Source organism: Herminiimonas sp. (assembly GCF_030655415.1).
This window is the reverse complement of record NZ_JAURVN010000014.1, coordinates 466,318-486,873: the sequence shown is the minus strand read 5'-3', so window position 1 is coordinate 486,873 and position 20,556 is coordinate 466,318. Positions and strand designations below refer to the sequence as shown.

General features: G+C 50.6%; 20 protein-coding genes and 1 tRNA gene. 18 read left to right on the top strand and 3 right to left on the bottom strand.

The annotated features are described in order from the left end of the window. The 8 genes from nuoI (at window position 1) to Q7T66_RS11415 (ending at window position 7,684) form a co-directional block, all read left to right on the top strand. The gene (gene nuoI / locus Q7T66_RS11450) at window positions 1–489 is read left to right on the top strand and encodes an NADH-quinone oxidoreductase subunit NuoI (RefSeq protein WP_304933458.1); all 489 of its coding nucleotides are present in this window, start codon (window positions 1–3) and stop codon (window positions 487–489) included. Window positions 490–569: 80 nt separating this feature from the next. Beyond that, the gene (locus Q7T66_RS11445; protein ID WP_304933457.1) at window positions 570–1,205 is read left to right on the top strand and encodes an NADH-quinone oxidoreductase subunit J; all 636 of its coding nucleotides are present in this window, start codon (window positions 570–572) and stop codon (window positions 1,203–1,205) included. A 10-nt stretch (window positions 1,206–1,215) separates the two neighbouring features. Next, window positions 1,216–1,524, top strand: coding sequence for an NADH-quinone oxidoreductase subunit NuoK (gene nuoK / locus Q7T66_RS11440; protein ID WP_304933456.1), 309 nt, complete (start codon window positions 1,216–1,218; stop codon window positions 1,522–1,524). Window positions 1,525–1,552: 28 nt separating this feature from the next. Then, a complete protein-coding gene (gene nuoL, locus Q7T66_RS11435) occupies window positions 1,553–3,652 on the top strand; it encodes an NADH-quinone oxidoreductase subunit L (protein ID WP_304933455.1) in 2,100 nt (699 codons plus the stop codon). Between the two features lie 27 nt (window positions 3,653–3,679). Next, window positions 3,680–5,170, top strand: coding sequence for an NADH-quinone oxidoreductase subunit M (locus Q7T66_RS11430; protein WP_304933454.1), 1,491 nt, complete (start codon window positions 3,680–3,682; stop codon window positions 5,168–5,170). Window positions 5,171–5,218: 48 nt separating this feature from the next. Then, window positions 5,219–6,703, top strand: a complete 1,485-nt coding sequence (gene nuoN, locus Q7T66_RS11425; protein WP_304933453.1) for an NADH-quinone oxidoreductase subunit NuoN — start codon at window positions 5,219–5,221, stop codon at window positions 6,701–6,703. Between the two features lie 18 nt (window positions 6,704–6,721). After that, a complete protein-coding gene (locus tag Q7T66_RS11420; protein WP_304933452.1) occupies window positions 6,722–7,027 on the top strand; it encodes a DUF2818 family protein in 306 nt (101 codons plus the stop codon). A gap of 102 nt (window positions 7,028–7,129) precedes the next feature. Next, window positions 7,130–7,684 carry an NUDIX domain-containing protein gene (locus Q7T66_RS11415; protein ID WP_304933451.1) on the top strand — a complete coding sequence of 185 codons (555 nt, stop codon included), beginning with the start codon at window positions 7,130–7,132 and terminating at the stop codon, window positions 7,682–7,684. An 82-nt stretch (window positions 7,685–7,766) separates the two neighbouring features. On the opposite strand, the gene Q7T66_RS11410 is transcribed toward Q7T66_RS11415, so the two are convergent. Continuing rightward, window positions 7,767–9,395, bottom strand: a complete 1,629-nt coding sequence (locus tag Q7T66_RS11410; protein ID WP_370691649.1) for an electron transfer flavoprotein-ubiquinone oxidoreductase — start codon at window positions 9,393–9,395, stop codon at window positions 7,767–7,769. A gap of 230 nt (window positions 9,396–9,625) precedes the next feature. Here Q7T66_RS11410 and Q7T66_RS11405 point away from each other — a divergent pair, with 230 nt between their 5' ends. Next, complete coding sequence (locus tag Q7T66_RS11405; RefSeq protein WP_304933449.1) at window positions 9,626–10,402, top strand: SDR family oxidoreductase; 777 nt, start codon at window positions 9,626–9,628, stop codon at window positions 10,400–10,402. An 87-nt stretch (window positions 10,403–10,489) separates the two neighbouring features. On the opposite strand, the gene Q7T66_RS11400 is transcribed toward Q7T66_RS11405, so the two are convergent. After that, window positions 10,490–11,083: a PAS and helix-turn-helix domain-containing protein gene (locus tag Q7T66_RS11400; protein WP_304933448.1), complete on the bottom strand. Its 594-nt coding sequence runs from the start codon at window positions 11,081–11,083 to the stop codon at window positions 10,490–10,492. Between the two features lie 164 nt (window positions 11,084–11,247). Here Q7T66_RS11400 and Q7T66_RS11395 point away from each other — a divergent pair, with 164 nt between their 5' ends. Together Q7T66_RS11395 and Q7T66_RS11390 are read left to right on the top strand one after the other, a co-directional pair. Next, on the top strand, window positions 11,248–11,946 hold the full coding sequence (locus tag Q7T66_RS11395; RefSeq protein ID WP_304933447.1) for a CoA transferase subunit A: 699 nt from the start codon (window positions 11,248–11,250) through the stop codon (window positions 11,944–11,946). A gap of 69 nt (window positions 11,947–12,015) precedes the next feature. Next, window positions 12,016–12,669: a CoA transferase subunit B gene (locus tag Q7T66_RS11390; protein ID WP_304933446.1), complete on the top strand. Its 654-nt coding sequence runs from the start codon at window positions 12,016–12,018 to the stop codon at window positions 12,667–12,669. A gap of 86 nt (window positions 12,670–12,755) precedes the next feature. Here the strand turns inward: Q7T66_RS11390 and Q7T66_RS11385 are convergent, their stop codons facing one another. After that, window positions 12,756–13,550: a 3-hydroxybutyrate dehydrogenase gene (locus tag Q7T66_RS11385; RefSeq protein WP_304933445.1), complete on the bottom strand. Its 795-nt coding sequence runs from the start codon at window positions 13,548–13,550 to the stop codon at window positions 12,756–12,758. A gap of 112 nt (window positions 13,551–13,662) precedes the next feature. On the opposite strand from Q7T66_RS11385, the gene Q7T66_RS11380 reads away from it, so the two are divergent. The 7 genes from Q7T66_RS11380 to rpmI all read left to right on the top strand — a co-directional run bounded on the left by Q7T66_RS11380 (window position 13,663) and on the right by rpmI (window position 20,534). Beyond that, the gene (locus Q7T66_RS11380) at window positions 13,663–14,529 is read left to right on the top strand and encodes an alpha/beta fold hydrolase (protein ID WP_304933444.1); all 867 of its coding nucleotides are present in this window, start codon (window positions 13,663–13,665) and stop codon (window positions 14,527–14,529) included. Window positions 14,530–14,589: 60 nt separating this feature from the next. Beyond that, window positions 14,590–14,940 (top strand): RidA family protein, encoded by a 351-nt coding sequence (locus Q7T66_RS11375; protein WP_304933443.1) that lies wholly within the window; start codon window positions 14,590–14,592, stop codon window positions 14,938–14,940. A 7-nt stretch (window positions 14,941–14,947) separates the two neighbouring features. Beyond that, window positions 14,948–17,233 (top strand): bifunctional (p)ppGpp synthetase/guanosine-3',5'-bis(diphosphate) 3'-pyrophosphohydrolase, encoded by a 2,286-nt coding sequence (locus Q7T66_RS11370; RefSeq protein WP_304933442.1) that lies wholly within the window; start codon window positions 14,948–14,950, stop codon window positions 17,231–17,233. Window positions 17,234–17,388: 155 nt separating this feature from the next. Further along, window positions 17,389–17,465, top strand: a tRNA-Val gene (locus Q7T66_RS11365). Window positions 17,466–17,684: 219 nt separating this feature from the next. Continuing rightward, on the top strand, window positions 17,685–19,592 hold the full coding sequence (thrS, locus tag Q7T66_RS11360) for a threonine--tRNA ligase (RefSeq protein ID WP_304933441.1): 1,908 nt from the start codon (window positions 17,685–17,687) through the stop codon (window positions 19,590–19,592). Between the two features lie 60 nt (window positions 19,593–19,652). Then, complete coding sequence (gene infC / locus Q7T66_RS11355) at window positions 19,653–20,174, top strand: translation initiation factor IF-3 (protein ID WP_083781003.1); 522 nt, start codon at window positions 19,653–19,655, stop codon at window positions 20,172–20,174. Window positions 20,175–20,336: 162 nt separating this feature from the next. Beyond that, a complete protein-coding gene (gene rpmI / locus Q7T66_RS11350) occupies window positions 20,337–20,534 on the top strand; it encodes a 50S ribosomal protein L35 (protein WP_076591540.1) in 198 nt (65 codons plus the stop codon). Window positions 20,535–20,556: the final 22 nt, after the last annotated feature.

Below are 20,556 nucleotides of genomic sequence, written 5' to 3'. Positions count from 1 at the left end.
ATGGAAGCAATTAAGGATTTTTTCGGTAGTTTGATGTTGCGTGAACTGCTCAAGGGCATGGCCCTGACAGGACGCTACATGTTTGCGCGCAAAATTACTGTGCAGTTCCCGGAAGAGAAGACGCCACAGTCTCCACGTTTCCGCGGCTTGCACGCATTGCGTCGCTACCCGAATGGTGAAGAACGTTGTATCGCCTGCAAACTGTGTGAAGCAGTTTGCCCGGCAATGGCAATCACGATCGAATCGGATCAACGTGAAGACGGCACACGTCGTACTACACGTTACGACATCGATTTGACCAAGTGCATTTTCTGCGGCTTCTGCGAAGAATCCTGCCCGGTTGATTCGATTGTTGAAACACACATTTTCGAATACCACGGCGAAAAACGCGGCGATCTGTACTACACAAAAGAAATGTTGCTGGCCGTTGGTGACCGCTACGAATCTGAAATTGCAGCTGCACGGTCCGCCGACGCGGCCTATCGTTGATTTAACAGTATTGGCAGTCGCATTAGGCTTACTTTTGCGCTGACTTTTTGCTGACTTTTTGCTGATTTTTTTGACTGCTTATGGAATTTACAACTGTACTGTTTTACGTGTTTTCAGCGATTTTGGTATTCGCTGCTATACGTGTCATCACTGATTCCAATCCGGTTCATGCGGCATTGTTTCTGGTGTTGTCGTTCTGTACCGCGGCTGCGCTGTGGATGCTGCTTAAAGCTGAATTCCTTTCCATCGTCTTGGTGCTGGTGTATGTCGGCGCGGTGATGGTGCTGTTCTTGTTCGTGGTCATGATGGTCGACATCAAGCTCAGCAAGGTACGCGAAGGTTTCTGGGGTTACTTGCCTTTGGCCGCAACGATCGGTGTTGTGATCGTGCTGGAAATGGCAGCAGTTCTGTTCCGCGGTTTCTGGAAATCGCACTCAGTGGTACCAGAAGCATCTGCGATGATCGGCAACACCAAGGAATTGGGCAAGCTGATCTACACCGACTATCTGTATGCGTTTGAAATCGCTGCATTGATCCTGCTGGTCGGTATGGTTGCCGCAGTTGCATTGACCATGCGCAAGCGTAAAGACAGCAAGTATTTCTCGCCTGGCGATGCGGTTAAAGTCAAATCGGGCGATCGTTTGCGCATCGTGAAGATGAAGGCTGTTGCACGCGACGATCAAACACCAGCTGCTTCTGCAGCAGAACAAAAATAAGGGGAGTGTTGTGGAGTTATCGCTCGTACATTACCTGATTCTCGGCGCGATCCTGTTCGCGATTTCGATAGTCGGTATTTTTCTGAATCGTAAAAACATCATCATCTTGCTGATGGCGATCGAATTGATGCTGTTGGCTGTGAATATGAATTTTGTCGCGTTCTCCTATTTCCTGGGTGACGCAGCAGGCCAAATTTTTGTTTTCTTCATCTTGACGGTAGCCGCTGCTGAAGCTGCAATTGGTCTTGCCATTCTGGTTTCCATGTTCCGTGCACTGGATACCATCAATGTCGAAGATCTTGACAGCCTCAAAGGCTAATTCCGAACAATAACGATAAGGTTCACTCATGGCGGGGCAACTTAACCCTAACCTCTTGTTGATCGTACCGCTGGCACCACTCGCCGGCTCGATGATCGCAGGTTTGTTTGGTACAAAATTTTTCGGCAATATCATTGGTCGCAAGACGTCGCATACCGTGACGATACTTGGCGTGCTGATCGCGTTCATCCTGTCGCTGCACACGATGTCGCTGGTGCTCGATGGCGCAACCTTCAATGGTAATTTATATACCTGGATGACCGTTGCAGGCATCAAGCTTGAAGTCGGCTTCCTGGTCGACAGCTTGACGGCAATGATGATGTGCGTCGTGACATTCGTGTCGCTGATGGTGCATATCTACACCATCGGTTACATGAAGGATGACGAAGGCTATAACCGCTTCTTCTCGTACATCTCACTGTTTACATTTGCAATGTTGATGCTCGTCATGAGTAACAACTTCCTGCAACTGTTCTTCGGTTGGGAAGCAGTCGGTCTGGTTTCGTATCTGCTGATCGGTTTCTGGTACACCAAGCCAACCGCGATTTTCGCAAACATGAAAGCCTTCCTGGTTAACCGTGTTGGTGACTTTGGTTTCATTCTCGGTATCGGCTTGTTGCTGGCTTACGCTGGTTCGATGGATTACGCAGAAGTCTTCGCGAAAAAAGAACAACTCGCGACCTTGACCTTGCCTGGTACTGACTGGATCTTGATCACCGTTGCCTGTATCTGCCTGTTCATCGGCGCGATGGGTAAATCGGCTCAGTTCCCATTGCACGTCTGGTTGCCGGATTCGATGGAAGGTCCTACACCGATTTCCGCACTGATTCACGCGGCAACAATGGTTACCGCAGGCATCTTCATGGTGGCACGTATGTCGCCGCTGTTCGAACTGTCGGACACAGCGTTGTCCTTCATCCTGATCATCGGTTCGATCACTGCGCTGTTCATGGGCTTCCTCGGCATTATCCAGAACGATATCAAGCGTGTGGTTGCTTACTCGACGCTGTCGCAACTTGGTTACATGACAGTTGCACTCGGCGCATCGGCGTACTCGGTTGCCGTGTTCCATCTGATGACACATGCATTCTTTAAAGCTTTGCTGTTCCTTGCTGCAGGTTCGGTGATTATCGGCATGCATCATGACCAAGACATCCGCAACATGGGTGGTCTGCGTAAATACATGAAGATCACATGGATCACATCCTTGCTGGGTTCGTTGGCATTGATTGGTACGCCATTGTTCTCGGGCTTTTACTCAAAAGACAGCATCATTGAAGCAGTGCACGCAACGCATATTACTGGCGCAGGCTTTGCCAACTTTGCAGTGCTGGCTGGTGTATTCGTTACAGCGTTCTATTCCTTCCGTATGTACTTCCTGGTATTCCACGGTGAAGAGCGTTTCGGTAAAGAACATGCACATCACGATGATCATGCACACGCTAAAGTCGCTGATCACCACGATGCTCATTCGCATGATGCGCACGGTCACGACGACGATCATGGTCACGATGAACATCACGGTCTGGCTCCAGGTCAAAAACCGCACGAGTCACCATGGGTAGTGACCTTGCCGCTGATTCTGTTGGCGATTCCTTCGGTCATCATCGGTTACTTTGCAATCGAGCCTATGTTGCACGGCGATTTCTTCAAAGGCGTGATCTTTGTCGATCCTAAGCATGGCGCAATGACGGAACTGAATGAAATGTTCCATGGCGCGATGGCGATGGCGATCCACGGCTTGCAGACAGCACCGTTCTGGCTTGCGTTTGGTGGTGTGGCAGCAGCGTATTACTGCTACATGATCAATCCACGCGTGCCGGCCTGGTTCTACAAGAACTTCCGCGCTATTCATACGCTGTTGGAAAACAAGTACTACATGGACAAGTTCAACGACTTTTTCTGGGCAGGCGGCGCACGTTTGCTGGGCGGCGGTTTGTCCAAAGTCGGCGACAAGACATTGATCGATGGCTTGATCGTGAACGGCAGTGCAAAAGCAGTGGGCTGGTTCTCGAGCATCGTTCGTACCTTGCAAACTGGCTATATTTATCACTACGCATTTTTCATGATTCTGGGCGTGCTCGGCTTCGTGAGCTGGTTTGTGATACGTCCATTGTTCGCCCAATAAGCTAGCGAAATAGAGCAAATAAAAATCATGATGCAGTCAACATTTCCCCTTCTAAGTCTCGCGATCTGGTTACCAATCGCGTTCGGTATCTTCGTGATCGCGTTTGGTCGCGACGATAGTCCCAAGGTTGTACGTACCGTATCGTTGATCGGTGCAGTTGCCAGTTTCCTGGTGACCTTGCCGCTCGTTTCAAAATTTGATAACGCCGCTCACGGCATGCAGTTCGTCGAAAAATTCAAGTGGATTGATATTTTTAATATCAACTATTCGCTTGGTGTTGATGGTCTGTCGATGTGGTTTGTCGTGCTGACCGCTTTCATCACGATTTTTGTCGTAGTGGCAGCTTGGGAAGTCATTGAAAAGCGCGTCGCTCAGTACATGGGTGCGTTCCTGATCTTGTCGGGCCTGATGATCGGTGTGTTCTGCGCACTCGATGGCTTGCTGTTCTATGTATTCTTTGAATCGACACTGATTCCGATGTTCATCATCATCGGTGTCTGGGGCGGTGCAAATCGCGTCTACGCTTCGATCAAGTTCTTCCTCTACACATTCTTCGGCTCCTTGTTGATGCTGGTGGCTTTGCTGTACCTGTACTTCAAGTCCGGCCACAGCTTTGACATCCTGACATGGCATACATTGCCGTTGCCGATGGATGCGCAGATTCTGATCTTCCTGGCATTCTTGATGGCGTTCGCAGTCAAGGTTCCAATGTGGCCTGTACATACATGGTTGCCGGATGCCCACGTTGAAGCGCCTACTGGTGGTTCAGTCGTGCTGGCTGCGATCATGTTGAAACTGGGTGCTTACGGTTTCCTGCGTTTCTCGCTGCCGATCACACCTGATGCCAGTCATTACTTGTCGGGCTTGATGATTACCTTGTCGCTGATCGCTGTGATCTACATCGGTTTGGTCGCACTGGTTCAAACCGATATGAAAAAGCTGGTTGCTTATTCATCGATCGCTCACATGGGCTTCGTCACACTCGGCTTCTTCATGTTCAACGACATGGCGGTGCAGGGCGGTATCGTACAAATGATTTCGCACGGCTTTGTTTCCGGCGCAATGTTCTTGTGTATCGGTGTGTTGTATGACCGCATGCACACTCGTAACATCGCCGACTACGGCGGAGTTGTGAACAAGATGCCTAAGTTCGCTGCCTTCTTTATCCTGTTTTCCATGGGTAATGCCGGCTTGCCAGCAACCTCCGGTTTCGTCGGTGAGTTCATGGTGATTCTGGGCGCGGTTAAATACAATTTCTGGATCGGTATGCTGGCTGCGACTGCGCTGATCCTGGGTGCTGCTTACTCTCTGTGGTTGGCTAAACGCGTGATTTTCGGTGACGTTACCAATCATCACGTCGCGGAACTGACCGATATTAACAAGCGTGAATTCCTGATGCTTGGCGTGTTGGCGATTGCTGTGTTGGCGATGGGTCTGTATCCGGCTCCATTCACCGATGCGATGCAAACTTCGGTTACCGACCTGCTGAAGCATGTCTCGATTTCGAAACTTAATTAATAAACGGCTCCGCAATCGCGCAACTGAACGCACACTAACTGCGACAAAATGAATAATTTGAATCTGATATCCGTCATTCCTGAAATATTCCTGGCAATTGCGATTTGCGCAATTTTGCTGATCGACTTGTTTCTGTCTGACGCGAAACGCTACATTACTTATGTCTTGTCACTGGCGGCTTTAATCGTCTGCGGCGGCCTGAGCCTTTGTGATTTTAATGCCGGCGCAACGGTCTACGGTTTCGGAAACATGGTGGTCTCCGACCCTATGTCCAGCCTGCTGAAAGTTTGCACCTGTATCGCGATTGGCCTGACCTTTGTCTATTCGCGCCAGTATCTGGAAGATCGCGAAATGGTGAATGGCCGTCTCGGCGGTGAGTTCTACATTTTGTCGCTGTTCACAGCGTTGGGTCAGATGGTCATGATCTCGGCCAATAACTTCCTGATCGTTTACCTCGGTCTGGAAATGATGTCCTTGGCACTGTACGCATTGGTTGCTTTCCGTCGCGACAATACGCAAGCGATTGAAGCTGCGATGAAATACTTCGTACTGGGCGCATTGGCTTCAGGTTTCCTGCTGTACGGTATCTCGATGTTGTATGGCGCGACTGGTTCGCTCGACATGACTGAAGTGGCACGTGTTATTTCTACTGGTGCGGTCAACAAACCTGTATTGATTTTCGGTCTGGTATTTGTGGTTTCTGGTCTGGCATTCAAACTCGGTGCGGTTCCATTCCATATGTGGGTACCTGACGTTTATCAAGGTGCTCCAACTGCTGTGACTCTGATGTTGGGTGGCGCACCAAAACTGGCTGCGTTCGCGATCACGATCCGTTTGTTGGTCGAAACCTTGCCAGCCTTGGTGATCGATTGGCAGCAAATGTTGACCATCCTTGCCGTGCTGTCGATGGCAATCGGTAACATTACTGCGATCATGCAAACCAATATCAAGCGCATGCTGGCTTACTCGACCATCTCGCAAGTCGGCTTCATCTTGCTTGGCGTGTTGTCCGGTGTTGTCGTTGGTGCGGATGGTTCGACTACCAACGGTTATGGCGCTGCGATGTTTTATATCATCACCTATGTGCTGACAACCTTGGGCATGTTTGGCATCATCATGTTGTTGTCGCGTGCCGGCTTTGAAGCTGACAATATCGACGACTTCAAAGGCTTGAATCAACGCAGCCCATGGTTTGCATTGGTTACCTTGATGTTGATGTTCTCGCTGGCAGGTGTGCCACCAGTGGTCGGTTTCTACGCAAAATTGTCGGTCTTGCAGGCCGTCCTGAGCACAGGTCAAATCTGGTTGGCTATCATCGCGGTTCTGTTCTCGCTGATTGGTGCTTTCTATTATCTGCGCGTAGTCAAAGTCATGTACTTTGACGAGCCTATCGATAATTCAAAAATTGTCGCCAATAAAGATGTCACCGTCGCATTGAGTATCAACGGTGCTGCATTGCTGGTGCTCGGTCTGGTACCGGGTCCTTTGATGACAGCATGCGCTGCTGCTATCGTCAAGACACTGGCTTCCTGATGACTGCTTGCTGAGCGAGTGGATGTCTCTCTAGCAAGCTGGTTCGTAATTCTGTTGGCGCTGTTCAGCGCCAACCTTCCTTTCTTCAATGAACGACTATTCGCGCTTGTTCCCCTTCCTGCGGGGTTCAAGCCGGTATGGTTGCGTCTGATCGAACTCTTCGTTTTGTATCTGGCAGTTGGCCTCGTCGCACGCGGACTTGAATTGCGTATCGGCAGCGTTTTCCCGCAAGGCTGGGAATTTTTTGCTGTGACCGGTTGTCTATTTCTTGTGCTGGCCTACCCGGGCTTTGTTATGCGCTACATGCGCAGGCGGCATAACTGATAGAGCGCAAGCGCCTAGTTCTTTACGTTCGAGTTCGTTTCTCGTTTGCTCTGCTTCCATTTAATTCATCATTCTTGTGTGGCCTGTTTTCGGAGCTGAAGTATGGATAATCATTTAAAAGAAATCCGCATCGACAGCACACTGGCCTACGACGGTTCATTCCTGAAAGTACAGCGCGACACAGTGCGTCTGCCGAATGGACAACCGACCACGCGTGAGTACATCAAGCATCCCGGCGCGGTGGTGATCATTCCCTTGCTAGACGATGGCAGCGTGCTGATGGAGCGGCAATTCCGCTATCCGATCAATCGCGTATTCATTGAATTCCCGGCTGGGAAAATCGATCCTGGTGAAGCTCCGCTAGCGTGCGCTAAACGTGAGCTGCTGGAAGAAACCGGTTACACGGCGACTGACTGGCAATTTGTTTGTACTATCCATAATGCGATCGCCTATGCTGATGAACATCTTGATTTGTATTTGGCGCGCGGCTTGGTTGAAGGTGAACGTCAGCTGGATGATGAAGAGTTTCTCGATACTTTTAAAGCGACGCCTGATGATTTGATGATGTGGATTCGTGAGGGCAAGATCACCGATGTAAAGACCGTGATCGGCGCATTCTGGCTGGAGAAAATTTTGAACGAAACGTGGAAGCTTTAGTACGGAAGTTTTAATGCCGTTGCAGTAAATGATGACCTTAAAAAAAGCCGCATAGCGGCTTTTTTGTTTTGCATCTTCGAAATTACATATTCGGATAATTCGGCCCACCACCACCTTCAGGCGTGACCCACACGATATTTTGCTTAGGATCCTTAATGTCGCAGGTTTTGCAATGCACACAGTTCTGCGCATTGATCTGCAGTCTGTCTTCACCCGCATCGGTTTTAATAAATTCATATACCGCAGCAGGACAGTAACGCGCTTCCGGTCCGGCATACTGCGCCAGGTTGATATCTATCGGTACGTTGGCATCCTTCAAGGTCAAATGGATGGGCTGATCTTCTGCGTGGTTGGTGTTGGAGATGAACACAGACGACAGTCGATCGAAGGTCAGCGTATTGTCCGGCTTCGGATACACAATCGGCTGGAACTCGGCAGCAGGGCGCAGGCAAGTGTGATCGGCGTGCGTATTGCGCAAGGTCCATGGTGCTTTGCCGCGGAAGATCAATTGGTCGATACCGACCATCAATGAACCTGTGTACAAACCTTTGCTCATCCACGGTTTGAAGTTGCGCGCGACGTGCAATTCTTCATGCAACCATGATTTTTCAAATGCTTGTGGATAGTCGCTCAGCTCATCGAACTGACGGCCGTCTTGCAAGGCCGCAAATGCCGCGTCTGCGGCCATCATGCCGCTCTTGATGGCGGCATGGCTGCCCTTGATGCGGCTCGCGTTCAAGAAGCCTGCATCGCAGCCTATCAATGCACCGCCACCGAACACCAGCTTCGGCAAGGATTGCAAGCCGCCTGCAGTGATGGCGCGTGCGCCGTAAGACAAACGTTTGCCGCCCTTGAAGAACTTGCTGATTTCTGGATGCGTTTTATAGCGCTGGAATTCTTCAAACGGCGACAGATAAGGATTGTCGTAACCGAGGCCCACCACGTAGCCGACCGCGACCTGATTGTTTTCCAAATGATATAAAAATGAGCCGCCATAGGTGTCGCTCGCAAGCGGCCAGCCGGCGGTATGGATCACCAAGCCTGGCTGATGCAAGGCTGGATCGATTTCCCACAGTTCCTTGATGCCGATGCCGTAAGTTTGCGGTGCTTTGCCTTTGTTCAGATTAAATTTTTCCATCAACTGCTTGCCGAGATGGCCGCGTGCGCCTTCTGCAAACAGCGTGTACTTCGCGTGTAATTCCATGCCGAGCTGGAAGGCGGCAGTTGGAATGCCTGCTCTATCGACGCCCATATTGCCGGTGGCAACGCCGCGCACCGATCCATCGTCGTTGTACAAAATTTCAGCGGCAGGGAAACCAGGGAATATTTCCACGCCCAGCGCTTCGGCTTGTTGACCCAACCAGCGCACAACATTCGCCAACGAGACTACATAGTTGCCGTGATTCTGGAAGCAAGCCGGCAGCATGAAGTTAGGCGTCTTGTAGGCCTTGCTTTCGGTCAGGAACAGGAAGCGATCTTCGCTGACTTTAGTGTTGAGCGGTGCGCCCAGCTCTTTCCAGTTCGGCAGCAACTCGGTCAGTGCTTGCGGATCCATTACTGCGCCGGAAAGAATATGCGCGCCGAGTTCGCCACCTTTTTCCAGAACGCAAACGGACACTTCATGATTTTTTTCTGCTGCGAGTTGTTTGAGCCGAATCGCGGCAGCGAGGCCGGCGGGTCCGCCACCGACGATCACGACGTCATATTCCATCGCTTCGCGTGGGCCGTATTGTTCTAGCAGGCTGGATGCTGTGGATGTGTTTGTTGTCATGGGTAAAAACAGTCAAATTATCTGCGTGCGAAACCGTTATTGTCCCCGGTTTCGGAGTGAATGCGAAGTGCAAAAACGCGCATTGCTGCGCTTTCGTGTAATCATAACGTCTCTAACGTCACTTTTCATTTCGGTGCGTTAATTAATCAAGAGAAATTCAGGAGAAATTCGTGGGCATTGAAGTTAATTTTGAAGGCAAAGTCGCCCTGATCACAGGCGCATCCAGCGGACTTGGCGCGCGTTTCGCGAAAGTGCTGGCGATGGCAGGCGCACAAGTTATTTTGGCAGCGCGTCGTGTAGACAGACTCAAGGAATTACGCGCAGAGATCGAAGCCGAAGGCGGCGCAGCGCATGTCGTGACCTTGGATGTCACCGATTACGCCAGCATCAAATCCGCGATTGCACATGCAGAAACAGAAGCCGGCGCGATCGATATTTTGGTCAACAATGCAGGCGTTTCCGGTAGTGGTCGTTTGGTCGATATCACTCCAGAAGAATATGCATTTGTGATGGACACCAATCAACGCGGTGCTTTCTTCGTTGCGCAAGAAGTTGCGAAACGCATGATCGCCCGCCACAAAGGTGACGCGCGCAAGCAGCATCGCATCGTCAACATCGCATCAGTTGCAGGCCTGCGTGTTGTGCCAGAACTCGGTCTGTATAGCATGAGCAAAGCATCCGTCGTGCACATGACAAAATCGATGGCGGTAGAGTGGGGCAAGTTCGGTATCAACGTCAATGCAATCTGCCCTGGATATATCGGTACCGAGATGAATCTTGATTACTTGAACAGTGAGCAAGGCCAGCAACTGGTGAATGCACTGCCGCGCAAACGTGTCGGCAAACCGGAAGATCTGGATGGTTTGTTATTGTTATTGGCTGCGGAAGAATCGCATTTCATTAACGGTGCAATCATGACCGCTGATAATGGAATGAGCATCGCTTAAGAATTATTCAAGGCGACGATTGATTCACTTGATAAGTTAAATTTTAAATTGAATTGATAAGTTAAATCCGTCGCTTTTATTGTGGATTCACAGTTCTGTATTTGTCTCTGCCGTTTCAATTTGTCGCGATACTCCCAGCAAGCGATTGAGCAATTCGCTGGCAGTAGTCGCGGCAAATTTCCGCATCAATCTTGCCCTGTGCATTTCTACTGTACGCGGACTTAATCCAATTTGACGTGCAATCGCTTTGCTGGTTTTTCCATCGACCAGCAGAGCTGCGATTTCGCGTTCGCGCGGCGTTAGTTCTGCTGTGACCGGTCTTTTCTCGCTCAAATCTTCGAAGGTCCAGATGCCAGCCGCATGCGGATCATCTGCCACCAAGGCCCGACCACTGACGTGACACCAGAATAGCTGGCCGTCAGCGCGTTTCATGATGCGCTCATCTGAATAATGCCCTTTGGCATTCATGATCGGGATGATGCGCGCGCCTGTGCGCTCGAACTCGACGTAGCTTGGATAAAGGATGGAAAAGGATTGTTCGTTGAGCGCATCTTTCGCGTAAGCAAACATGTCTGCCAACGCATCATTGCAAGCGTGAATCACGCGATGCTGTGAAATGCACATGCCTACAGGTGCATGCTGAAAAATGCTTTCATAATCGATTCTTGCTGATATCGTCATGCAATGCCTCGTGGTTCAGATTCGTCAGGACTCACGGTTCTGATAGTACTGCGCTAGTAGTTCTACGGTATTGTGAGGCTGTCTGCGCCAGCTTATGCTGACAGATGCGCTTTGCGTAGCCTTTGCACCTACACCCGGTTTACTCTACACAAAGAAGGGTAGCTATGAATAAAGTTTATCCCGATGCAGCAACGGCGCTCGCCGATATCGTCAAGGATGGGCAAACCATTGCTGTTGGCGGTTTTGGCCTGTGCGGCATCCCGGAAGCACTTATCGCTGCGATACGCGATTCAGGCGTTAAAAACCTGACTGCGATTTCCAATAATGCAGGGGTCGACGACGCAGGTTTGGGTCAGTTGCTGATGACGCGCCAGATCAAGAAAATGATTGCCTCTTACGTAGGCGAGAACAAGGAATTTGAACGCCAGTATCTGGCGGGCGAACTTGAAGTCGAATTTACCCCGCAAGGAACACTCGCAGAAAAATTGCGCGCTGGTGGTTCAGGCATCCCTGCATTTTTCACCAAGACTGGTGTCGGCACTATAGTCGCCGAGGGCAAAGACGTACGCGAATTCGATGGCGAGCAATACATCATGGAGCGCGCCTTGATTGCAGACGTCGCAATCATCAAGGCATACAAGGCCGACAAGGCCGGCAATCTGGTGTATCGCCACACCGCGCGCAACTTCAATCCGAATGCGGCCATGTCTGGAAAAATCACCGTGGTAGAAGTCGAAGAACTGGTCGAGATTGGCGAAATCGATCCAGATCATGTGCACACACCGGGTATTTTTATTCATCGCATTGTGCTGAATGCAAACCCTGAAAAACGCATAGAACAGCGCACGATACGAACACTGTGATGAACGGTTCAAGACCAACACACGATCAATACGCAAATCAAAATAATTGAAGCATAGGCGGAGAGCGATATGGCTTGGACACGGGATGAAATGGCAGCACGCGCAGCACAGGAATTACATGACGGCGCTTACGTCAATCTGGGGATCGGATTGCCGACTCTGGTGGCGAATTTTGTGCCCGCGGATATACACGTCTGGCTGCAATCGGAAAATGGTTTGCTGGGCATAGGCCCGTTTCCCACTAACGATGAAGTTGATCCTGATTTGATCAATGCGGGCAAACAAACTGTGACTTCATTGCCGGGCTCATCGTATTTCAACTCGGCCGATTCTTTCGGCATGATACGCGGCGGCAAAATTGATATCGCTTTGCTGGGTGCGATGCAAGTGTCGGAGAAGGGCGATCTCGCCAACTGGATGATTCCCGGCAAGATGGTCAAAGGTATGGGTGGTGCAATGGATTTGGTGGCAGGTGTTAAACGCATCGTCGTGCTAATGGAGCATGTCGCTCGCGCCAAAGACGGTTCGATTTCGCTGAAGATTTTATCGTCTTGTAATTTGCCATTGACCGGCGTCGCCGTCGTCGATCGCATTATCACGGATCTCGGCGTGATCGATATCACGCCGAGCGGATTGCGTTTGGTCGAATTGGCAAATGGTGTGACGAAAGAAGAAGTGATTGCGAATACAGGTGCGCCGCTAGATGTAAGTGCGCTGCATTAATTTCAGCTAAAACCAAAACAGATTGCGTTGGAAAATCCTTGAGACGCGTCGCTTAAAAAATTTAAACGACGCGCGTTCTTAAATATTTATTGCGCTGTCCATCCGCCGTCCATACTCCACGCTGCGCCGCGCACCTGGCTTGCTCCTTCGCTGCAAAGAAATACCGCCAACGCGCCCAGCTGTTCTGGTGTGACAAATTCTCCCGACGGTTGCTTTTCAGCCAGCAAACCTTTCTTGGCTTCGTCATTCGATACACCTTCATTGCTCGCGCGTGCATCGACTTGTTTTTGCACTAGTGGCGTCAACACCCAACCCGGGCAGATAGCGTTGCAAGTCACGCCGGTTTGCGCAGTTTCCAGTGCCGTGACTTTGGTGAAGCCGACGATGCCATGTTTGGCCGCGACATATGCTGATTTCTGTGCCGAGCCAACCAGGCCGTGGGCGGATGCAATGTTGATGATGCGACCCCAGTTTTTCTCTTTCATTGCAGGAAGAGCGAGGCGTGTTGTGTGGAATGCGGATGTCAGATTGATGGCGATGATCGCATCCCATTTTTCGACAGGAAAATCTTCGATGTTCGCAACATGCTGGATGCCAGCATTGTTGACGAGGATATCGACGCCGCCGAATTTTTCGCTGGCGACTTGCATCATCGCGGTGATTTCCTCAGACTTCAACATGTCTGCCGCGTTATAAATGGTTTTGACACCAAAGTCTTTTTCAATTGCAGTTTGCAAGGCCTTGATCTCAGCGGCATCGCCAAAACCATTCAACACGATATGTGCGCCTTGCTGGGCTAACGCGCGTGCAATGCCCAAGCCTATACCGGAGGTGGAGCCTGTGACCAAGGCTGTTTTGCCTTGAAGAGAATTGTTCTGCATGATGCGCCTTTCAGTCTGAAGTTCAGATGCTGCGATCTTTGATAAGATTTTACGCGTAACATCGCAAGCGTAACACCCATTAAAATGCGGCATACACCATCATGCGAACACTATGACAAAAGCTCAGATCAAGAAAGTGCTATGCATTTCTCCCGCAGGTTTGCACCAGATGGCATACAAGCAGTGGGGCGATGCCAGCAATCCAAATGTGTTGGTGTGTGTGCATGGCTTGACGCGCGTCTCGGATGATTTTGATGCGCTGGCCAATGCACTGTCGAATGATTATCGTGTGATCTGTCCCGACATAGTCGGTCGCGGTCGATCAGACCATTTGCGTGATCCGAATTATTATCAGATACCGCAATACGTCAGCGATATGGTGACGCTGATTGCGCGTCTGGATGTTGCATCGGTCAATTGGCTTGGCACATCAATGGGCGGCGTGATTGGTCTCGCGCTGGCATCGTTGCCGAATAATCCGGTGCGCAAATTGTTACTCAACGATATCGGTCCTTCGATTGATGCGGAAGCATTGGCGCGCATAGGCGAATATGTTGGACAGAAAGTGCAATTCAATACGTTCGACGAGGCTTGGCAATACGTGCGGGCGATCTCGCTGTCGTTCGGTGCACATAGCGATGAGCAATGGCGCAAGCTGGCATCCGATGTGATGCGACAGGACGCAGAGGGGAAATGGACTTTTGTCTACGATCCCGGTCTTGCTTTGCCATTCAAGGCGACGACTGAGCAGAGCGCGCAACTGGATGAGCAGCGTTTGTGGGCAGCTTATGACGCGATTCGCTGTCCTACCTTGGTCGTACGCGGTGCCGATTCTGATTTATTGTCGCGTGAAACTGCCGCGGCGATGTCGCAGCGTGGGCCGCAAGCGAAAGTGGTGGAACTTGCCGGTGTCGGGCATGCTCCTACCTTTCTCAGTGAGGCGCAAATCACCATCGCAAAAAACTTTTTCCTGGGCTAACTCTTGTTGAATCGGATTGATGCCCAATTTGTATTCGAATAATTTTAAATGTAGAACACCATGAACATCACACGCTTGCACGTAGGCGATACGCTATCTGAAGTCGCAATTCACAATGGCACGGTATACTTGGCCGGACAAATTGCTGAAGACACGACGCAAAATATTCAAGGCCAGACACGCGAAGTGCTGGGTCATATTGATCGTTTGTTGGCAGAAGCGGGCAGTGATAAAACACGTATCTTGTCGTGTCAGATTTTTATTGCCGACGTTAATGATTTCGACGGCATGAACGCAGCGTGGAATGAATGGGTGCCTGAAGGACATACGCCGCCGCGGGCAACTGTCGGGGCGGTCTTCCCGGATCCTAAGCGCTTGATTGAAATAATTGTGGTTGCAGCATCTTCCTAGGTTCAACATGGTTTCCGTAGCATCGTCCCAAAGTGACACACACGAGCTTCTACGCTCCGGTTTGACAGAACACGACAGCACACGTGTGATGGATGCGCTTGCGTTCGTCAAACCGTTTTATGCTGGCAAAACCGTTTCCGCAGGACAGGATGCATTTGAAAGTGGGCAGGATGCTTTTGAGTTTGCGCAAGGTGTCGCAACCGTTCTCGCAGAACTGGAAACAGATGCCGACACGCGTATCGCAGCCTTGCTGTTTGAACTGGAAAACATCAATCCGGCCGCCGCAGAAAAAATAGAAGAACGATTCGGCAAAGAAGTAAGCGATCTGGTCGCCGGTGTGCGTCAGTTGATGCATTTGCACGAAGTGACTTTCGTGCAGCACGAAGCAGCGCGCAACAAGAACGCGGCGCAGGAAGCTTCCGCACAACTGGAAGTTGTCCGCAAGATGTTGTTGGCAATGGCCAGCGATATGCGCGTGGTGCTGGTACGTCTTGGCACGCGCGTGACGACCTTGCGTTATTTTGCCGAAAATAAATTACAGAATGAACGTTCGCGGCAATATGCGCGTGAGACCTTTGATCTCTATGCGCCGCTGGCGAATCGCTTGGGTGTCTGGCAGTTGAAATGGGAACTGGAAGATTTGTCCTTCCGTTTTCTGCAGCCGGAAGCCTACAAGCGCATCGCTTCCATGCTGGAAGAAAAACGCGTAGAGCGCGAAGCCTTCGTCGAGAATTCAATCAAGCGTCTGCAATCAGAAATGGCTGCCGCCGGTATCAAGGCTGAAGTATTCGGGCGACCAAAACATATCTTCAGTATCTGGAGCAAATTGCGCGGCAAGGAAATCGAATTCTCCGATTTGTATGACGTGCGTGCATTCCGCGTGATCGTCGAGGATGTCAAAACCTGCTACACGGTGCTTGGCATCGTGCACAACATCTGGACGCCGGTACCGTCGGAGTTTGACGATTACATCTCTCGCCCTAAAGCCAACGGTTATCAATCGCTGCATACCATCGTCATGGCGGAAGATGGCCGACCGCTGGAAGTGCAGGTTCGCACGAATGACATGCACGACTTCGCAGAGTACGGCGTGGCGGCACACTGGCGCTACAAGGAAGCTGGCAACTCGAATTTTTCCGGCCAAAAGTACGATGAAAAAATCGCCTGGCTGCGTCAGCTGCTGGCATGGAAAAGCGAAGTCGTCGACACCGTAGTTGGACAAGAAGACGTGCATCGCGATTGGGTAGAAAAACTCAAATCCGCTACGCTGGATGACCGCATCTATGTGTTGACGCCGCAAGCACGCGTGATCGAATTACCGAATGGCGCGACGCCGATTGATTTTGCATATCACTTGCACAGCGATGTCGGACATCGCTGCCGCGGCGCGCGTGTTGATGGGACGCTTGTTCCACTGAATACTGTTTTGAAAAACGGCCAGACCGTAGAGATCATTACGGCAAAAGGCGTGAGTACCGTCACAGGTACGGTTGGCCCGTCGCGCGATTGGCTGGCGCCTGGTTATGCAGCGAGTTCTCGTACACGCGCCAAAGTGCGTGCGTGGTTCAATGCGATTGATCAGCAAGAAACGCTTTCCACCGGTCGCGGGCTGATTGAAAAAACCCTGCAGCGTGAAGGCAAAACCGCCGTCAATCTGGAAGAGCTGGCGCACAAGCTGGGGTTCTCCAAACTTGATGATTTACTCCTTGCCGTGGGTAAAGAGGAATTCAGTTTGCGCACAGTCGAACATGCTTTGCATGCCGATGAGGCGAGTGACGCGAAACAAGCCGAGCTTGATGATGCATTGATTCCGCGCAAGAGCCGCGCCTCGAGTGTAGTGCAAGGCGCGAAGACGGGCGTGCTGGTGGTTGGCACAGATGGCTTGATGACGCAGTTGGCCAAATGCTGCAAACCGGCACCACCCGATCCGATTGTTGGTTTTGTGACGCGCGGCAATGGCGTTTCGATACATCGTGATACTTGCAGAAATTTTGCCGAGATGCGGCGCAAGGCACCCGAGCGCGTGATTCAAACTGGTTGGGGCGGTCCTGAATTATCGACTGTTTATCCAGTGGATATTTTCGTTCTGGCTAGCGACAGGCAAGGTTTGTTACGTGATATCTCTGATATTTTTCTGCGTGAAAAAATCAATGTCATCGGCGTCAGTACGCAGAGCGTAAAAGGTCAGGCACGCATGGCGTTCACCGCAGAGGTTGGCTCAACTGCGCAATTGCAAAAGGCGCTGACGGTGATCAGTGAAGTAAATGGCGTGGTCGAAGCCAAACGTCATTGATTAATCGTTATTGATGCGGAGGGAAGATGCAGGAATTTGTATCTATAGATGAATATGCAAAATCGCGACCCCGCATGATTTTCAAGGAATGTTTTAAAACAGTTCATTTAGGGGCTAGCTAAGAAGATATTTTGCCGCTATAATTTCGCTTCTTTAGGCGCGTAGCTCAGCTGGTTAGAGCACTACCTTGACATGGTAGGGGTCGTTGGTTCGAGTCCAATCGTGCCTACCAACGAAAAATTGGTAAAACCTGTAAGAGCGAGAAAGGCAAACCCGGTTATGACACCGCGAACGACAACCACACTGGTTTCCGAGCGACGCTAAGTCGGGTTCTTTTTCGTCATTACCATTTGAAAAAGCGCGGCTAGCCCGCGTTTTTTTTCGTCCGCATTTTTTGTTGTTCAATTAATCTAGCGTCAGCAAGCAAGTCCCCGCTGAAACGGAGAGAAAAATGATTACAGTCCGCCTTCCTGATGGTTCGCAACGCGAATTCGATTCCCCTGTCACCGTGGCGCAAGTCGCTGGCAATATTGGCGCGGGCCTTGCAAAGGCTGCGCTCGCTGGCAAGGTCAACGGCAATGTGGTCGATACCTCGTATCTGATCGAGCAAGATAGCGATCTGGCGATCATTACCGACAAAGATGCTGAAGGTCTGGATGTGATTCGTCACTCGACCGCGCATTTGCTGGCGTATGCAGTCAAAGAATTGTTCCCGGATGCGCAAGTAACGATTGGTCCGGTCATCGAAAACGGCTTCTATTACGATTTTTCGTACAAGCGTCCGTTTACGCCAGAGGATTTGCTGGCGATCGAAAAGAAAATGACCGAGCTGGCGAAAAAAGACGAGCCAGTTACCCGCAAGGTTTTACCACGCGACGAAGCAGTCGAGTATTTCAAATCTATCGGCGAAGCCTATAAGGCAGAAATCATCGCGTCGATTCCGGCTGATCAGGATGTCTCGCTGTATAGCGAAGGCAAGTTCACAGATCTGTGCCGTGGTCCACACGTACCATCGACCGGCAAGTTGAAAGTATTCAAGCTGATGAAATTGGCCGGCGCTTACTGGCGTGGCGATTCCAAGAATGAAATGCTGCAGCGTATCTACGGCACTGCATGGGCGAAAAAGGAAGAGCAAGAAGCCTATCTGAACATGCTGGAAGAAGCCGAGAAGCGCGATCACCGCAAGTTGGGTCGTGCGCTGGATCTATTCCACTTTCAGGAAGAAGCGCCTGGCTTGATCTTCTGGCATCCAAAAGGCTGGACAGTCTGGCAGCAAGTAGAGCAATACATGCGCCGCGTCTATCAAGACAACGGTTACCAGGAAGTTAAAGCTCCGCAAATTCTCGATCGCAGTCTGTGGGAGAAATCCGGCCACTGGGAAAACTACAAAGAGAATATGTTCACGACCGAGTCGGAAAACCGCTCGTATGCGTTGAAGCCTATGAACTGTCCGGGTCACGTGCAGATTTTCGCATCGGATTTGCGTTCGTATCGCGAACTGCCGTTGCGTTACGGCGAATTCGGTCAGTGCCATCGCAATGAACCGTCAGGTTCGCTGCACGGCATGATGCGCGTGCGTGGTTTTACGCAAGATGATGGTCATATTTTCTGTACCGAAGACCAAATTCTGGATGAGTGCGTTGCCTTTACTGCATTGTTGCAAAAGGTTTATCTCAACTTTGGTTTTACAGATGTTATTTATAAAGTGGCAACACGTCCTGAGAAACGCGTCGGCTCGGATGAGGCGTGGGACAAGGCTGAAGCTGCATTGATCGCTTCGCTGGATCGCTCCGGCTGCACGTATGAGATTTCGCCGGGCGAGGGCGCATTTTACGGTCCGAAGATCGAATACACGCTGAAAGATGCGATTGGCCGTATGTGGCAATGCGGCACGATTCAGGTCGATTTCTCGATGCCAGCGCGTCTGGGCGCGGAATATGTCGCCGAAGACAACACCAAGAAGATTCCAGTCATGTTGCACCGTGCGATCTTGGGTTCCTTCGAGCGCTTCATCGGCATGCTGATCGAAAATCACGCTGGCGCCTTGCCTTTGTGGCTGGCTCCAGTCCAAATCGCGGTGTTGAATATCTCTGACGCGCAAGCCGATTATGCGCAGGCTGTTGCACAAAACCTGAAGAAACAAGGGTTTAGAGTGCACGTCGATTTGCGTAATGAGAAAATAACCTATAAAATACGCGAGCATTCAATTCAGAAGTTGCCATATATTATTGTTATTGGCGACAAAGAGCGGGATGCAGGAACAGTGGCGGTGCGAGTGCGAGGTAATGTCGATCTGGGTGTCATGCCTGTCGATTTATTGGTAGAACGCCTCAATAATGAGGTGGAAACCAAAGCCTGAGGGGTCAAACCCATAGCGCAAGAGCACGGCTTAATTATTTGATTTTAAAAGGAAATTGCAATAGCTACTGATAAGTCGCATCGGATCAACGGTGAAATTACAGCGCCTGAGCTGCGTTTGAGTGGTGTCGAAAACGAGGCACTTGGTATCGTTAGTCTGGCAGATGCCTTCCGCTTGGCGGAAGAAGCTAATGTCGATCTGGTCGAGATTGCGCCAACTGCGCAACCGCCGGTCGCTCGCCTGATGGACTACGGCAAGTTCAAATACCAGGAACAGAAGAAGGCGCACGAAGCCAAGCTGAAACAGAAAGTCATTCTGATCAAGGAAGTAAAATTCCGGCCTGGTACCGATGATGGCGATTACAACATCAAGCTGCGCAATCTGATCAAATTCCTGGACGATGGTGATAAAACCAAAATCACGCTGCGTTTCCGCGGTCGTGAAATGGCGCATCAGGATATTGGTTTCCGCATGTTGGAACGCTTGAAAGCTGACTTGGAACCATACGGCCAGGTTGAACAGTTTCCAAAGATGGAAGGCCGTCAGATGATTATGGTTCTGTCGCCTAAGAAGAAGAAGTAATAGAATTTCGTACGAGTCGCCCGGTAACGAGCGATTCGCACAAATAGCAGTGGACTCGATTCCACTGCATTACAAGTGAGAGTAGGCATCCAAGTGTAGCGAAATTGCTGCCACCTGCAATCATATAAAATGGAACTGTCCCCTAAAAGGATAGAGTGTGTCATGCCTAAAATGAAAACGAAAAGCAGCGCCAAAAAGCGCTTTCGTGTACGTCCAGGTGGAACCGTTAAACGCGGTCAAGCTTTCAAACGTCATATTTTGACCAAGAAAACCACAAAAAATAAACGTCAATTGCGCGGTTCTGTCGGTGTTCATGACACCAACATGAATTCTGTTCGCGCAATGATGCCGAACGCTTAACCTCACTCAATTAATCAGGAGC

What these genes read in the sequence shown, in the direction of transcription:
- nuoI (WP_304933458.1), top strand. Translation starts at nt 1, where the DNA reads ATGGAAGCAATTAAGGATTTTTTCGGTAGTTTGATGTTGCGTGAACTG.
- Q7T66_RS11445 (WP_304933457.1), top strand. Translation starts at nt 570, where the DNA reads ATGGAATTTACAACTGTACTGTTTTACGTGTTTTCAGCGATTTTGGTA.
- nuoL (WP_304933455.1), top strand. Translation starts at nt 1,553, where the DNA reads ATGGCGGGGCAACTTAACCCTAACCTCTTGTTGATCGTACCGCTGGCA.
- Q7T66_RS11430 (WP_304933454.1), top strand. Translation starts at nt 3,680, where the DNA reads ATGATGCAGTCAACATTTCCCCTTCTAAGTCTCGCGATCTGGTTACCA.
- nuoN (WP_304933453.1), top strand. Translation starts at nt 5,219, where the DNA reads ATGAATAATTTGAATCTGATATCCGTCATTCCTGAAATATTCCTGGCA.
- Q7T66_RS11415 (WP_304933451.1), top strand. Translation starts at nt 7,130, where the DNA reads ATGGATAATCATTTAAAAGAAATCCGCATCGACAGCACACTGGCCTAC.
- Q7T66_RS11410 (WP_370691649.1), bottom strand. Translation starts at nt 9,395, where the DNA reads ATGGAATATGACGTCGTGATCGTCGGTGGCGGACCCGCCGGCCTCGCT.
- Q7T66_RS11400 (WP_304933448.1), bottom strand. Translation starts at nt 11,083, where the DNA reads ATGACGATATCAGCAAGAATCGATTATGAAAGCATTTTTCAGCATGCA.
- Q7T66_RS11395 (WP_304933447.1), top strand. Translation starts at nt 11,248, where the DNA reads ATGAATAAAGTTTATCCCGATGCAGCAACGGCGCTCGCCGATATCGTC.
- Q7T66_RS11390 (WP_304933446.1), top strand. Translation starts at nt 12,016, where the DNA reads ATGGCTTGGACACGGGATGAAATGGCAGCACGCGCAGCACAGGAATTA.
- Q7T66_RS11385 (WP_304933445.1), bottom strand. Translation starts at nt 13,550, where the DNA reads ATGCAGAACAATTCTCTTCAAGGCAAAACAGCCTTGGTCACAGGCTCC.
- Q7T66_RS11380 (WP_304933444.1), top strand. Translation starts at nt 13,663, where the DNA reads ATGACAAAAGCTCAGATCAAGAAAGTGCTATGCATTTCTCCCGCAGGT.
- Q7T66_RS11375 (WP_304933443.1), top strand. Translation starts at nt 14,590, where the DNA reads ATGAACATCACACGCTTGCACGTAGGCGATACGCTATCTGAAGTCGCA.
- Q7T66_RS11370 (WP_304933442.1), top strand. Translation starts at nt 14,948, where the DNA reads ATGGTTTCCGTAGCATCGTCCCAAAGTGACACACACGAGCTTCTACGC.
- thrS (WP_304933441.1), top strand. Translation starts at nt 17,685, where the DNA reads ATGATTACAGTCCGCCTTCCTGATGGTTCGCAACGCGAATTCGATTCC.
- rpmI (WP_076591540.1), top strand. Translation starts at nt 20,337, where the DNA reads ATGCCTAAAATGAAAACGAAAAGCAGCGCCAAAAAGCGCTTTCGTGTA.